The 14533-nt window shown below is 59.0% G+C and carries 12 protein-coding genes; all 12 read left to right on the forward strand.

Annotated elements, in window-relative coordinates; all coding sequences use genetic code 11:
* Positions 1-1767, forward strand: a complete 1767-nt coding sequence (gene tssF, locus M2396_RS08370) for a type VI secretion system baseplate subunit TssF (RefSeq protein WP_259074165.1) — start codon at positions 1-3, stop codon at positions 1765-1767.
* On the forward strand, positions 1731-2747 hold the full coding sequence (tssG, locus tag M2396_RS08375; protein WP_150569593.1) for a type VI secretion system baseplate subunit TssG: 1017 nt from the start codon (positions 1731-1733) through the stop codon (positions 2745-2747). The genes tssF and tssG overlap by 37 nt, the downstream gene beginning before the upstream one ends.
* Complete coding sequence (locus M2396_RS08380; RefSeq protein WP_259074167.1) at positions 2744-3313, forward strand: FHA domain-containing protein; 570 nt, start codon at positions 2744-2746, stop codon at positions 3311-3313. The genes tssG and M2396_RS08380 overlap by 4 nt, the downstream gene beginning before the upstream one ends.
* The gene (tssJ, locus tag M2396_RS08385; protein WP_259074168.1) at positions 3310-4095 is read left to right on the forward strand and encodes a type VI secretion system lipoprotein TssJ; all 786 of its coding nucleotides are present in this window, start codon (positions 3310-3312) and stop codon (positions 4093-4095) included. The genes M2396_RS08380 and tssJ overlap by 4 nt, the downstream gene beginning before the upstream one ends.
* 54 nt (positions 4096-4149) lie before the next feature.
* Positions 4150-5487 carry a type VI secretion system baseplate subunit TssK gene (tssK, locus tag M2396_RS08390; RefSeq protein WP_259074169.1) on the forward strand — a complete coding sequence of 446 codons (1338 nt, stop codon included), beginning with the start codon at positions 4150-4152 and terminating at the stop codon, positions 5485-5487.
* Position 5488: 1 nt separating this feature from the next.
* On the forward strand, positions 5489-6301 hold the full coding sequence (gene icmH, locus M2396_RS08395; RefSeq protein WP_150569597.1) for a type IVB secretion system protein IcmH/DotU: 813 nt from the start codon (positions 5489-5491) through the stop codon (positions 6299-6301).
* A 133-nt stretch (positions 6302-6434) separates the two neighbouring features.
* Positions 6435-6950, forward strand: a complete 516-nt coding sequence (locus M2396_RS08400) for an Hcp family type VI secretion system effector (RefSeq protein WP_259074170.1) — start codon at positions 6435-6437, stop codon at positions 6948-6950.
* A gap of 74 nt (positions 6951-7024) precedes the next feature.
* A complete protein-coding gene (locus M2396_RS08405) occupies positions 7025-9190 on the forward strand; it encodes a type VI secretion system Vgr family protein (RefSeq protein ID WP_259074171.1) in 2166 nt (721 codons plus the stop codon).
* Positions 9187-10113: a DUF4123 domain-containing protein gene (locus tag M2396_RS08410; protein ID WP_259074172.1), complete on the forward strand. Its 927-nt coding sequence runs from the start codon at positions 9187-9189 to the stop codon at positions 10111-10113. Before M2396_RS08405 ends, M2396_RS08410 begins: the two co-directional genes overlap by 4 nt.
* Positions 10106-13099 (forward strand): T6SS effector BTH_I2691 family protein, encoded by a 2994-nt coding sequence (locus M2396_RS08415; RefSeq protein ID WP_259074173.1) that lies wholly within the window; start codon positions 10106-10108, stop codon positions 13097-13099. Before M2396_RS08410 ends, M2396_RS08415 begins: the two co-directional genes overlap by 8 nt.
* Before the next feature lie 4 nt (positions 13100-13103).
* Positions 13104-13991 carry a DUF6708 domain-containing protein gene (locus M2396_RS08420; protein ID WP_259074175.1) on the forward strand — a complete coding sequence of 296 codons (888 nt, stop codon included), beginning with the start codon at positions 13104-13106 and terminating at the stop codon, positions 13989-13991.
* Positions 13988-14242, forward strand: coding sequence for a PAAR domain-containing protein (locus M2396_RS08425; protein WP_259074177.1), 255 nt, complete (start codon positions 13988-13990; stop codon positions 14240-14242). Before M2396_RS08420 ends, M2396_RS08425 begins: the two co-directional genes overlap by 4 nt.
* Positions 14243-14533 lie beyond the last annotated feature (291 nt).

The following is a 14533-nucleotide window of genomic DNA, read 5'->3' on the forward strand; positions in this document are numbered from 1 at the left end:
ATGTTGTTAAAAGACCGTTTCAGCGAAGAGCTGCGCTACCTGCGCGAACTCGGCACCGATTTCGCCCGAGACAACCCGCAGCTCAGCCGATTCCTCGGCAAGGACAGCAGTGACCCGGATGTCGAGCGCCTGCTGGAAGGCTTCGCCTTTCTGACCGCCAAGCTGCGGCTCAAGCTGGAAGACGACATGCCGGAACTGACCCACCCGATGCTGCAGCTGTTGTGGCCTAATTACCTGCGGCCATTACCCAGCGCCACCATTGTGCAATTTACCCCGCAGCCGCAATCGCTGACCCAGTCACAAAGGGTAGCCAAGGGTGCGAGGCTTTTTTCCAGAGAGGTAGATGGGGTCGCCTGCGAATTTCGCACCTGCGCCGAGGTACAACTACACCCCTTCGCCATCAACGACGTCGACGCGACACAGACCCTGGACAACACCAGCGTGCGTATCGACCTGCAGACACTGGTTGATCGCCCGCTGAACACGCTCGACTGCGAACGCCTGGACTTTCATCTGAGCGGCGAGGATCGCTGCGCGCAGACCCTGTACCTGTGGTTGGCGCAGTACCTCAAACATATCAGCGTGAGTATCGATGGCGAAGTGCGCCGCCTGCCGGCCAGCAGCATCGTATTCCCTGGTTTCAGCCCTGATGAAGCGCTGCTGCCCTATCCGCAAAATGTGTTCGACGGCTATCGTATCCTGCAGGAGTACTTCGTCTTCCCGCAGCGCTTCCACTTTTTCAGCCTGACGGGGCTCGCCAAGCTCTGGCCTGGCCACAGCAGCAAACGTGTACGGCTGGAGTTTCACTTCACCCGCCAGCTGCCCAGCTCGATCCGCGTGGGCAAAGACGACTTCGGCCTGTTCTGCACCCCTGCAGTCAACCTGTTCAAGCACAGCGCCGAGCCTATCGACTTGTCGGGGCGCGACGCCCAGGTAGAACTGCAACCCAATGGCAATCGCGCCGACGCCTACGAGATTTTCAGCGTCGACCGGGTCGTCAGCACGCGCACCACGGGCGAAGATACGCCGGGTGAGACGCTGCGCACGTTCCGGCCCTTCGAATCATTTGCCCACGAGATCGAGCACGTGCAGGGGCGCACGGCGCTCTATTACCACTGCGAAATCGAGAACTCGCTACGCGGCAATGGCGTGATTCAGCGCATCGCTTTTGTCCGCGGGGATGCCACCGCCTACATCGAACAACTCGAAACCGCTTCGATCGATCTGACCTGCACCAATCGCGACCTGCCGCTGGCACTGGGGATCGGCGACATCGATGTGATCACCGAGATCACGCCTCCGCTGGCCAGCTACCGCAACATCTGCCGCCCTACCCGCCCCTATCGACCGGTGCTGGACGGCGACCTGCAATGGGCATTGATCTCCAACCTCTCGCTCAACTACCTGTCGTTGCTGTCAGCCGAGCCGCTCAAGGCAGTCATCGGCGCCTACGACTTTGCCGCCTTGCATGACATCCAGCAAGCGCGCGCCACGCGCAAGCGCCTGGACGGTATCTGCGATGTGCAGACGGCGCCGCTGGACTGGCTGATCAAAGGCCAGCCGATCCGCGGGCTGCGCACACAGCTCAAGCTGAACCAGGACGCCTTCTCCTGCGAGGGCGACCTGTACTTGTTCGGCTGCGTGCTATCTCAGTTTTTTGCCCTGTACGCCAGCATCAACTCCTTCCACCAGTTGGAAGTGATCAATACCACCAACAATGAGCACTACACATGGCCACTGCTGACCGGCAGACAACCGCTGATCTAGCCGACGCTTTGCTCGCCGAGGCGCACCAGTACAACTTTTTCCAGTTGCTGGAGCGTTTGCACGGCCTGCACGGCGACGACCTCGAACCGCGCTGGCCAGACGAAGCGACACGGCTGCGGGTGAGGCTTGGCTGCGACCCGCGGCTGACCTTTCCCGTGTCAGACGTATTCAAGGCAGAGCGTATTGCCGATCAGGCCGAGCGCTACCGTGTCTGTACCACCTTCATGGGCCTGCACGGCACCGACTCGCCACTGCCGACCTATTACCTCGAGCAGATTGCCTACGACCACGCTCACGACATCGGCGTGCGCCCGGCCTTCTTCGACTTTTTCAATCATTACCTGCTCAGCCTGCTGCATCGTATCTGGCGTAAGTACCGCTATTACATTCGCTTCCAGGCGGGCGCCACTGACGGCTTTTCGCAGTATGTGTTCGCCCTGATTGGCCTGGACAACAAGCAGTTGCGTGGCGATACCGAGCTGCCGTGGAGTCGCCTGCTCAGCTTTGCCGGCGTTATCGCCAGCCGCAGCCGTGCGCCCGGGACCGTGGCCGGCATCATCGCCCACTGCTTTGACTTGAGCAGCGTGCAGATCCGTGAATTCGAGAGCCGGTCAGTGCCTACCGCTATCAGGCAGACGGTCAGCCTTGGCCGCTCCAATGGTTGCCTGGGCAGTAACTTCATGGTCGGTAACCGTACCCGCACCCGCAGCAGCAAGTTCACCATCCTCATCAGCGACCTCGACCAGGCCCAGCTGCGCCAGTTGCTGCCAAGTGGAGTCAATTTCGGTCGCCTGCGCGCCTTGATCGACTTTCTCCTGCGCGACGGCCTGGCCTACGACCTTGAGCTGCGGCTGGAACAGCACGCGCTGTCGCCGTTCTGCCTACACCGCAGCCAGGGTGCGCACCTGGGCTGGACCAGTTTCGTCGATGACAAGCATGGCAAAAGCAGCCCAGTGGTCCGCATCAGGGGGCGCGCATGAACACCCTGGACCTGGTAATCGGCAATATCGACCGGCTCGAACACGGCGTAATCGCCCGCCATCGATTCGATCGTAACGGCGGCAGCATCGGCAGCGGACCAGCCGACTGGCTGCTATGGGACCGCGCACAGCGTATCCGGCCGCTGCACTGCGAAATTCGCTGGATCGAGGGCAGCTTCTGCGCCGTCGACCTGTGCAACCAGACCTACCTCAATGACACCCCGCGAAGCCTCGGCGAGCGCTCACCCGTGCGCCTGCAACAAGGCGACCGGCTGCACATCGGCAGCTATCGCGTTCATGTGCATTGTCAGCAGCACTCAGCCGACGAGCAGTCCCTGGAGGAGCTGTTCGCACCTGGCCAGCGACTGCTCGACGCCCTGATCGCCGACGCTCCGGCGGATCCTTGGCAGATCGAAGTTTCAACGCAACAAGGCACCGTCGATATCTGCACAGCGTTCGACCGGCCGCTCGGCCATGACCCTCTGGCCGCGCTGGACGCGTTGCTGGATACACCGCTAGCACACGCCGACGCGTTGCAGCGCCTTATCGGCGGGGAGCAAGCATGAAACGCCAGTTGCCAATGATCACCCTGTTGCTGGCACTGCTTGGCCTGGCCGGATGTACCTCATTGAGCAGAATGAGCCAGGTAGCGCTGGATCACTCATTGCCGATCGGACCGCCTGAGGATCATCCCACTCAGGTCGCCTTCAGCATCAACGCCAGCCCTACCCTCAACGGCAACCCCAACAGCGCACCCACTTACGCCGAGCAGGAAAGCGCGCTACCACCAAGCCCCTATGCCATCAGCCTGACCGCGCAGGATCCGCAGGCGCTGATGGAAAAAGTCGGCAGCTTGTTCGACTACCTTCAGCAGCAATATCCGCAAGCGCCAAGCGAGCAAAGCCAGAGTGGCAGCCTGGCCTTTGCGGCTGACGACGACAGCACTCTCGGCAGCTATGACGACCCGGCAGTAGTGCTGACCTTGCCCAGTGCCACCGAGGTAACGGCTGAACCAATCGCCACGCCTATTGCGATCAAGATTCTGCAGCTGCGCGATGACTCGCTGCTGCGCAACAGCGTGTATCAGCTGCTGGATGAAGACCCGGCCAAGGTGCTGCGCAGTACCTATATACGCGATGACGACTACGTGCTCGCGCCAGGGCAGTTCAAGTTCATACCTTTCGAACCGATTCACGCCGACACCCGCTTCATCGCCGTCATCGGCGACTACCGCGAGCAGAACGACGCGACCTGGGGGCAGGTACTGCGCATCACCCCACGGGGTCGTCAGGTCGTGCTCTCGGTGCTGCTCAATGACACGCAGATCGTGCTCAAGGAGGAAGACTGATGAGTCTCTCCTGCATCTGCGCCGTGCCTTTTAACTTCTCGATCCGGAGCGCCCATGAGCTCACGTAATCCCGTTCTCTGGCCCGAAGGGCTGTTCGTCAAACCGCAGCACTTCCAGCAGGCAGCGCGCGCCAGCGAGGCTGCGTTTCATCAGCGTCTGAGCAGCCTGAACCCCGGTTTTTTCGGCTTCAGCGAACTGCAGCTCAACGATGAATACCTGAGCCTGGGCAAGGTGGCCATCACCCGAGCCCGCGGCATCATGCCGGACGGGACGGTGTTCGATATCCCCGCAGACCTGCCACCGCCGCCACCGCTGGAAATCGACGACGACGCATCGCAAAACGGCGAAATCTACCTGTGCCTGCCGCTGCGCACCGAAGGTGGCCGCGAAGTGAGCTGGCCCGACAATGCCGCCAACTTTCGGTACACCGCGCACGCCGAGGAAATCAAAGACACCCACACCGCAGATGGTGATCTGGTCCAGGTCGAGCTAGCAGTGCCCAATCTGCAGATCAAGCGCAACAGCGAAGACCGCAACGGCTATAGCCGCCTGGCCTTGGCGCGGATTTTCGAGAAAAGCCCGAACGGCGCATTGAAACTGGACGAGAACTTCTATCCGACCAGCGTTTCGGTACGCGCGGTGCCGGCACTGCAACGGTATCTAGACGAGATCAGCAACACCCTGCGTGAGCGCGCCCGCAATCTCGCGGCTCGGATCGGCGCAGGTGGCCAGTCGGGTATCGCCGATATTCGCGATTTCAATCTGCTGCAAGCCATGAACCGCTGGTGGCCGTGCTTCCAGCATCTGTCACGCCAGCAGCATGTCCACCCCGAGCAGCTCTACCTGAGCATGAGCCAGGCCTGTGGCGAGCTGGTGACCTTTACCGATGAAAGCAGGCTGCCGCAAGACTACCCAGCGTATCAGCACAGCGCCCTGCGCCCATCGTTCAAACTGCTGGAAGACACCCTGCGTCGGGTTCTGAGCACGGTGCTGCAACCCCGCGCCATCTCCCTGCCGCTGCATGCCCATGACTACGGTGTGCTGACGACAACCCTGGATGATCGGCGCCTGATCGACCAGGCCGAGTTCATTCTGGCGGTCCGCGCCAGCCTGCCGCCAGAAACCCTGCGCCAGCAGTTCATCCAGAAAGCCAAGGTCACTTCGCTGGAAGCACTCAACGACCTGGTGCCGCTGCAACTGCCGGGTATCCCGCTGCTGCCGCTGCCGGTGGCCCCTCGCGACCTGCCTTTCCATGCCGGTTTCTGCTACTTCGAACTGGACCGGCGTAACGCAGCGTGGTCAACCATGCAGGAAAGCAACGGCTTTGGTTTTCACATAGCCGGTGAGTTCCCGGGCCTGGAGATGCAATTCTGGGCGATCAGGAGCGAATGAGATGACCTTTGGCAAAGCGAAGCTCGGTACAGCACCTGATGCTGAACACACCAACCCAGTGCCTGCAGAACAGCCTGACACTGCCGCTGTCAGCAAGCATTACGCAGCCGATCCAGCATTTCAGCTGCGTGGAGGCCACGCCAATCCCATGGTCGACGCAGCGATGCCGCTGCTGGGCCTGGTGATGCGTCTGCGCAGTGTGGACCAGATGGACAACATCGATGAAGTCCACACCCAGGTGCAGACGCAAGTCAGCAACATCCTCGAGGAGATGCGCCAGCATGCCTACGAGCCCGCCCATCTGCTGGCCTACTCCTACGCGCTGTGCCTGCACCTGGACGAAGCCGTGATGAGCCGGTCGTGGGGCAAGAAGTGCCGCTGGAGCCATGAGCCCCTGCTGAGCATCTTCCACCACGAGACCTGGGGCGGCGAGAAGTTCTTCACCGTGCTGTCGCGGATGATGCAGGAACCCAAGCGCTACCAACACGTGCTCGAGTTCATGTACCTGTGCCTGTGCCTTGGCCTCAAGGGCAAGTACGCCATCGCGCCCAAGGGCGACGACGCCCTGCAGGCGCTGATCAACAAACTCTACAGCGCCATCCGCGAACTGCGCGGGCCTGTGCCTGAGCAGCTTTGCCAGCCGCTGAGCAACGTTGCCCCACGCAATTACCGCATGAACCGGCAATGGCCATGGTGGAGCCCGCTACTACTGTGCTCGACCGTGATGGCTGCGGTTTATGGGCTGTACAGCTACCGCTTGCACGTGATCACCAACGAGGTGCTCAGCTCGCTCGGCGGGATCCTGCAGCAATAGCCCACGCCAATCGAACTCAACCGACTCAACCCGTTTAGCGAAGCCTCGGTTTCGTTAGCAAGCCCATCGCTTCCGATGGCCACGTCCCCTCAGGAAGACGTGTTTTATCCACATGGATGCAGGAGATTCTGCCATGCCAACACCCGCTTACATCAAGATCGAAGGCCAGACCCAAGGCAACATCACCGCCGGTGCCTTTACCTCCGACTCGGTCGGCAATGTCTACGTCGAGGGCCACGAAGACGAAATCCTGGTACAGGAAATCAAGCACCAGGTGACCGTGCCGACTGACCCGCAAAGCGGCCAGCCATCCGGCCAGCGTGTGCACAAACCCTTCATCTTCACCAGCTCGCTGAACAAGGCCACGCCACTGATGTATCAGGCACTGGCCAGCGGCGAGATGCTGCCCACCGTCGAAGTCAACTGGTACCGCACCTCGGTCGAGGGCAAGCAGGAGCACTTCTTCACCACCAAGCTCGAGGACGCGACGATCGTCAACATCAACACCGTCATGCCTCACGCCCAAGACAAGGAGAACGCCGACTTCACCCAGCTGATCGAGGTGTCGATGGCGTATCGCAAAATCACCTGGACCCATACCACTGCCGGCACCGAAGGTGCCGACGACTGGCGCAAGCCGATCGTCTGACCTAGCTGCATTGCCCCAGGCCAGCGTGCCTGGTCTGGGGCATCACCCTCTCGGAAGGCAGACAAGGACTTCATATGGCTAGCCAATCTGATCTGCGCTACAGCTTCCAGCCACTGCTCGCGGGTGGCGCCAGCTTCGAAGTGGTCTCGTTCACCCTCGACGAAGCCTTGAGCACGCCCTTCGCCTTGCACCTGGAACTGATCAGCTTCAGTCATGACGTAGACTTCGGCAAATTGCTCGACAAACCCGTATTGTTCACCGTCTGGCGCGGCGAGCAGCCGGTGCGCTACGTACACGGATTGGTCAGCAGCTTCAGCCAGGGCGAAAGTGGCTTTCACCGGACCCGCTATCGAGCCTTGGTCGAACCGCAACTGGCCCGCGCGCGGTTACGCTCGAACTGGCGCGTCTTCCAGCAAAAAACCGTGCAGCAAATTCTGCAACTGATGCTCCAGCGCCAAGGCATCACCCAGTTCGACATCGGCGCCAGCTTTGATCATCAGGTGCGTGAATTCTGTGTTCAGGCCGGCGAGAGCGACCTTGATTTCATCGCTCGCCTGGCCGCAGAAGAAGGCTTCGTCTACAGCTTCGAACACAGCGCCAAGCAGCATAAACTGCTGCTCACCGACCGCCTGTTATCGCTTGGTTTGATCAGCCGTGGTGCGATCAAGCACGAAGACGCTGACGCTCGCTATACCGCGCCGGAACCGCTCGCTGCCGACACTGTGCTGTACCAACCCAGCGGCGGCGGCGACCAGGCGATACCGTGCCTGCGCCGGTTCAGCTATAGCGAACAAGTACGCACTGCACGCCAAGTGCAGCGTGATTACACCTTCACCAATCCGGCCTATCGCCAGCAGCACGCTGCAGCCAGCAAGGCCGCGCATCAGTCCAGCGACTACGAGTGCTTCGACTACCCCGGCCGCTACAAGCGCGATGTGGCTGGCAAGCCCTTCACGCAAACCCGCATGACCGGCCTGCGCCACGACGCCTGCCTGGCAGAGGTCAACGGCGACGATGTGCGCCTGCAGCCGGGCCTGTGCTTCAAACTGATCGAGCACGAGCGCCAGGACCTCAACGTGCACTGGCGGGTGATCAGCATTCACCACGAGGGCAAGCAGTTCACCAGCCTGCAGGAAGAAGCCGCCGAAGCCGAGCACGGCACTCACTACCAACAGAGCGCGGTGCTGGTTCCAGGCATGAGTGAGTGGCGACCCAAACCCCTGCAGCGGCCCCGCGTCGACGGCCCGCACATGGCTACCGTGGTTGGCCCGCCGGGCGAAGAGATCTATTGCGATGAATGGGGCCGGGTCAAGGTCAGCTTCCCATGGGACCGAGAAAGCCGCGACAACGAGTTCAGCTCCTGCTGGGTGCGTGTGTCGCAGGGCTGGGCCGGTGGCAGCTGGGGCTCGATGGCCATCCCGCGGATCGGCCAGGACGTGATCGTCCAGTACGTCAACGGTGACCCTGACCAGCCGATGATTACCGGCCGCACCTACTGCGGCAACCAACTGCCGCCCTATGACCTGCCACAACACAAGACGCGCATGACCATCAAGAGTCAGACCCACAAAGGGCCGGGCTTCAACGAGCTGCGCTTCGAGGACGAACTGGGCCGGCAGGAGGTATTCATTCATGCCGAGAAAGACCAGAACAACATCGTCAAGCACGACGAAACCACCTTTATTGGCAACGACCGTGAAGAGCAGGTCGAGCATGACGAGACCATAAGTATCGGCCACGACCGCCGCGAAACCGTAGGCAACGATGAACAGGTCTCGATCGGCCAGGACGCGTTCGTCACCATCGGCCGCAACCAGACGATCAAGATTGGCAAAGACCGTGTCGAGTCCATCGGCAACCACCGCCATGATCAGATTACCGCCAACCATCACGCCCGTATTGGCGGCAACCAGGAGGTGCAGGTCGAAGGTCATGCAGAACTGTTGGCGAAAGCGGAGATTCGCCGTCGCACCGCTGTGTATGACCTGCAGGCAGCTGATGCCGTGGTGATCAAGGGCCCGGGCGGATCGATCCGCATCGACAACAACGGCATCACTCTGGACACGCCGACTATCCGCATCAACGGACAACTGCTGAAAACGCCACAAGGCGCAGGCAGCTCGTTTTCGATCGCCAGCGCGCCTGTCAGCGGCGAACCTCTGGCTAACAGCTGCGGACGCCAACCTGACGGCAGCTGTTCGCTGCCCGAATGCAGGTGTCTGGGGGGCAGAAGCTCATGACTGTCTTCCCCTCCCGATACGTAGCCGAAGGGCCGCCGACCAGCGAGCACTTTCGCTACCTGCTGCTGATGACCAACACACTCGAGGACCTGGCTTATCGCCCGGCTGCTCAGGATTCCCGGTTTCTACCCGCCTACGCCCCGTCGGTGCTGGAGCTGATCGACGAGGTGACCAACCGCCCACCGCATACCTGGATATGGAAGCGCACGGCGCTGGACGATGAGCACGAGTTCGGGCCGCTACTGGTCGATATTTCCCAGGTGCCTGAGTTGCTGGACCACGCAGTTGCCGAATGGATGCCGGTCGACGCGGCCATCGCGATCGACTCAGGCCTGCCCCTCGTCGAACTTGCTGACCACTTCAGCAGCATGATCCAGTTCGGCATTCGCGGCGCGGAAATCAACAACCACTCGCTTGATCCCAACCACCTCGACGCCTGGCTGGATGCATTGGCGCCAGATAACCGCGAGGCCTGGCTAGGGCCCATGTCGCGCCTGGGCTGGCGGATCAATTGGGGCCCTGCATTCGAATGGCGCCAGCTTGAACGCAGCCCGACAGTTGCGCGGCTCAGAGTCGAGCCGATGTTGATGCTGCAGCAGGATGAAGTGCACAAGCTGGCGTGGGGCCTGCACGACTATTTTGTCCTCAGCCTCGCCCACAAGATCATCGCCATGCCGCAGTACACCACACGCAGCCTCAGTGAAATAAGGCCGTGGATAGAGGCGCTGCTGCCGCAACTCAGAGACCTCAATTTCGCCAATGAAACGGTGGCAGGCCAGTTCGTCCTGCTTGTGGCTGCGCATATGTGGCTGATGAGCAATCAACAGGCAACCGCTATTTACACCAACCTCGAAGAGTCGCCCGAAGCCCGCCTTCGGCAGATGCAGGCGCTGGTCCTGAACAAGGAGCCCCACCATGACTGACCCCGCTGTCACCCGTGCGTCCTCAGGCCCTACCTGCAGCGGCCGCGTGCCCATTCTGCCGGTGCGTTACGCCATCGTCCCGCGGCCCGCCGATGCCCCGGCCTGTCGCTATGCGGAATCCGGTTTCAACCTCGAACAAGGCTTTACCCCGCTGCAGCACTCCGCCTACACCCTACGGGCTCTGCGCCCGGGCTATGTGTATGTGTTCATGAAGGGGACGAAAAGCGAAAAGCTGGTCATCCACGAATACGACGGCGAGGGCCACTATCAGGAACTGCGCTATCGCGGCCTCGATTGCTACCACCGCCGTAACCGCTATATGGGCAGCCGTACCTTGGGCTGGGTTTGGGCCGACACCAGTGCCGAAGCCGGCAAGGAAGTGTGGATCGCCTACAGCCCGCACCTGTGGACCAACGCCATGACCGCCCGCATCTGCCAATCTGCGACCCTGCGCCAGCGGCATATGCGTTTGCTGGACACTGCTGAACTGGTCGCCGGCAGCAAACAGCCCTCGACCCAGCCGCACATATTGCCTGTCAGCGCGCTGAAGGAATGGGTAGAAGACTTCAAGCCCGAAGACCGGCGCATGTCGTTGACCTGGAGCAGCCACCCGATAAAGGAAACCCTGCCGATGGGCACCCTCGGCGCGATGCTCCGCCAGTATCCATATACGCAGCCAAAGATCCCGGCGGTGGTTGCGCTCAATGACGCGGAGGGCATGGCCCTTGACCTGAGCCTGTCGGTTTCGGCCTATCAGCACCAAATGCGCGACCTGATCCCGTCCGAGGAACTGTACCCCCGTGAGCCTGATCCCAATTCCGAGCAGGCCTGCGTGCCCAAGTGCTTTCGGTTGGATACCGAGCGCCTGAGCCCGCAAAGCCGCGACTTCCACCACCGCAACCTGGTGGCCATGCTGCTCGACAAGACACTGGTCAGCCTGTATCCGGCCAAACCCCGACGTCCACTAGAAGCAGCAGCGCGCGCGCTGAGCATGCCAGATGGTCGCCCCTGGCCAACTCCGGCTGAAGCACGCTACCGCGCGCTGACCCACAAGTCCTACTCGGAAGACGGCGCTCGGCTCGGCTTGCGGATTGATACGGACAAGTACCATAAGTTTCTGGCCGAACGTGATGCGCTGGAAAAGCGCATCACAGTGCTTCGCAAAAAAGCCCTGCAAGCCAGCGACGACCATGACATATGGCTCGGCACAGCTGAAAACCAGCACATCGACGACCCCACCAGCCTCGCCGCAGCGCTGGCCAGCTACGACCGCGATAACTGCACCTCAGCCCGCGGCCTGGAGATGTCGCTCGCCTTGCTGATCCACCCCATGGGCCAACCCGCGCTCGGCACGGAGGACGAGGATCGGCGCTTCAAGCGATTGGAACAGTGGCTCGACCAACATGACAGCCCAGTGTATGTGGCGCTGGCGCCGTTTAATCCGTTCAAGGACAAGGCTGATTCTGTCGGGAGCCTGTTAGGCGGCAGTGACAATGTAATCCAAGGACTGGCAGGGCGTTTCCCTGCGATGGCCAGCATTACTGACCTGACCGCACAGTCGGTCATGACCACAGTGCTCAAGCGCATGGACGGCAAGACCCGCTGGGACGCCAGTAATAACCTTCGGAAACAGGTACTCCTGGCGGCGTCCGAAGCCAACGCTGAGAAGGCGTTGGGACTGCTAGCAGCCCGGTATCAAATTACCGACCAGCTTCTTAAGGAAAGTCGATTCAGCCAAGAGGTAGATCGATATCTCAAAAGCGGTATGGCACAGATTGAGGAAATCAAGAAAGTAGACATTAGCGGCAAGCGCACTGTAACTGTAGAGATGACTACAGAACTAAGGGTAAAGCCAAGTTTTCTCGGCTTACTCACTGCAGGCGGAAGTACACCGCTAAATGCAGGAATGCTTTGGTTTAATATAATTAACCTCAAAGCCGCCCATAACAACTTAGAACAAAGCGACAGGCAGGAATATGTGTATGCTTTTGCTGCGTCTATCTTCGGCGTGATAGGTGCCGCAGCGGCAACGCTTGTGGCTGCAAGAGGTGCACAAAAGGCCATGATGCTTCGAACGGGTCCCTCCGCGCCAGGAATGGCGTTCGGCAACAACCTGGTGAGATTCTTAGGGAGCAACTTATTTGCTCGTCTATCGGGCTACCCAGCAATTTTATCAGGGGTGTCCTCTGACATCGTAAAATCCAGAAGACAAAAGCTTTATGGCGATCCGACAGCTTCCACCTATACGATTGCGGGCGGGGTAACGAGCGCAGTTGGATCAATACTGATATTAGAGGGCGCTTTAGCAATCGCCGGACCTACCACTGTTATTCCTTTTGCGGGGTGGGCCGCTGCGGCTATCGTGGTGATTGGAGGAGCATTCTCTGCAGCTGGCTTTTACCTATATTCAAAAGCGCACGAGAGGATCCATCGACCTATCGAGCTATGGGCTGCCAGAAGTATTTTTGGCAACCGCCTTAACGATGGTGAATTCCGTGAAAATATTTTGCTCGACGTTAATAAAAATCTACCGGGCTTCCCAAATCTTCGGAATGAGGTAATGACATGGCATACAGAATCCCACTCGCCAATACTTTTATCTTCCAAACAAACCGAAACACTTGGCCTAAGCGAGCTTGATACCAAGTGGACAAAAGGCAGATCGGCATACTTCCACACTCTAGCATCAGCCAATCACGTGGACCGCTCTAGCTTTAAAACCACCGCTGAATTCACTATATTACTGAGAGGCTTTATAATCGGACAAAGTTGGTGGTCTGCCACTCTTATCACAGATGGCAGCACTAGCAAAAGGGAGGCGCTTACCATCAACCCAAGCTGCCACCTGACAAATTCCGGGCTAGTAATTAATATAATACACGATGTTCACGGGGCAGAGAATGCAACCCTGAGCATTTGCTATGCACCAAATCACGGCCTAGCTGAAGAAAAAGAATCATTCGCCTCTTTCACTCTGGAAAGTTAAGATCATGTCAGTCATGTGGTTATTTTCAACAAAACGAGATACCGGTGAAGAGCCAAAGATCTCCTACCAAGTATCCAGCGTATCTGGCAGTCTCTTGAGCCTGCGAAATCCTTGGGTGACTGACTCTGTATTCATGGGTAAGTTGTACACAGCAATGATGGTCGCCACGGCGATTTTCGTATACCCCTGGACGTTTTCTTCCGAAAACTCTTTTGAAGGGGCGTATGGACTGCTAACCATGTACATAATCACGCCATTGATATTCGCCCCTTTTTTAGCCTATAGAATTTTCTACATCAAGAAACTATCGAATTTCCACTTCAATCGCTTAACAAAAAAAATATACTACAAGCGCATAGGGAAACTTATAGTATTTGACTGGAATAACGTCCATGGAGGCCTATTCAAGCGCGTTGAATATGGTGGAGCATCATTCAGTAGTTGTTACGCACTCGCATTTGCCCCCCAGCGAGCAGACGGAAGCCTTCATCAGAAAGATTGCTTATGGATCGATAGCAATGAATCTACGGAGCCTGACATCAAGCATGCGGCTCAAGCTTGGGAATACCTCCGCCGCTTTATGGAACAGGGACCTGAGCAACTACCGGCGCTTGGCGAAGCTAGATGGTTGTATACACCGCTCCATGAGATTTGCCTAACGCCCTCACAAGCGTGGCGACATTATGCCCCGTGGCGTACAGGCGAGGCGGGTGAAATGCAGGGAAAGAAAACTTGGATGCTCCCGTTCTGGGCAATTCTATTCCCTTACAACCTCTCAGTAGCAATTAGCTGGTACATAATCTGCCGCTTGTTCAACGTTAAGGCTGCGCCACCGCCCGCCGAGGCATTTGAGGTGCCCGCAGACAATTTACTTAAAAGGAAGCGTAAATGAAACCTATCGTGCTCGTCGGTCATCGCCACAACTGTCCTATCCACGGCGAAGGCACTGTGACAACAGGGTCGGACGCTACTCTGGTCGATGGCCGCCCGGTAGCACGTGTCGGGGACAAGATAAGCTGCGGCGCTGTAATCGAAACCGGCGCTGATTGCACGATAATTGATGGCCAACCGGCCGCGCGAGTGGGAGACACGACCAGCCATGGTGGAGCCCTCATAGAAGGGGAATCAGGATGGTTGCCTTGATAACACTGGAGACATCAGGAATAACAAGTGCGCACAACATCATAATTAGGCAATGCACCTAGCGAGTTCAGGACGCACAAATGAAACTGACCTTACTCGTCGGCCGCCGTCAAATTTGCCCTACCCCGGCGAAGGCACCGTTACCGGACCGGACTCCGTCTCGATCACTGGCCGTTCAGCTGCGTAAGTCGTGAACAAAATAAGTTTTGGCTTAGTAATTGAAATAGGCTCAGATTTCACGATCACTGAAGGCCAGCCGCCCGCAAGAGGGCGACTTAGGATGATTGATCT

The sequence above is a fragment of the Pseudomonas sp. BIGb0278 genome (genome assembly GCF_024809895.1).
In the GTDB taxonomy this organism is placed as follows: domain Bacteria; phylum Pseudomonadota; class Gammaproteobacteria; order Pseudomonadales; family Pseudomonadaceae; genus Aquipseudomonas; species Aquipseudomonas shirazensis.

Coding starts and splice junctions, on each gene's coding strand:
- tssF (WP_259074165.1), top strand. CDS start 1: ATGTTGTTAAAAGACCGTTTCAGCGAAGAGCTGCGCTACCTGCGCGAA.
- tssG (WP_150569593.1), top strand. CDS start 1,731: ATGGCCACTGCTGACCGGCAGACAACCGCTGATCTAGCCGACGCTTTG.
- M2396_RS08380 (WP_259074167.1), top strand. CDS start 2,744: ATGAACACCCTGGACCTGGTAATCGGCAATATCGACCGGCTCGAACAC.
- tssJ (WP_259074168.1), top strand. CDS start 3,310: ATGAAACGCCAGTTGCCAATGATCACCCTGTTGCTGGCACTGCTTGGC.
- tssK (WP_259074169.1), top strand. CDS start 4,150: ATGAGCTCACGTAATCCCGTTCTCTGGCCCGAAGGGCTGTTCGTCAAA.
- icmH (WP_150569597.1), top strand. CDS start 5,489: ATGACCTTTGGCAAAGCGAAGCTCGGTACAGCACCTGATGCTGAACAC.
- M2396_RS08400 (WP_259074170.1), top strand. CDS start 6,435: ATGCCAACACCCGCTTACATCAAGATCGAAGGCCAGACCCAAGGCAAC.
- M2396_RS08405 (WP_259074171.1), top strand. CDS start 7,025: ATGGCTAGCCAATCTGATCTGCGCTACAGCTTCCAGCCACTGCTCGCG.
- M2396_RS08410 (WP_259074172.1), top strand. CDS start 9,187: ATGACTGTCTTCCCCTCCCGATACGTAGCCGAAGGGCCGCCGACCAGC.
- M2396_RS08415 (WP_259074173.1), top strand. CDS start 10,106: ATGACTGACCCCGCTGTCACCCGTGCGTCCTCAGGCCCTACCTGCAGC.
- M2396_RS08420 (WP_259074175.1), top strand. CDS start 13,104: ATGTCAGTCATGTGGTTATTTTCAACAAAACGAGATACCGGTGAAGAG.
- M2396_RS08425 (WP_259074177.1), top strand. CDS start 13,988: ATGAAACCTATCGTGCTCGTCGGTCATCGCCACAACTGTCCTATCCAC.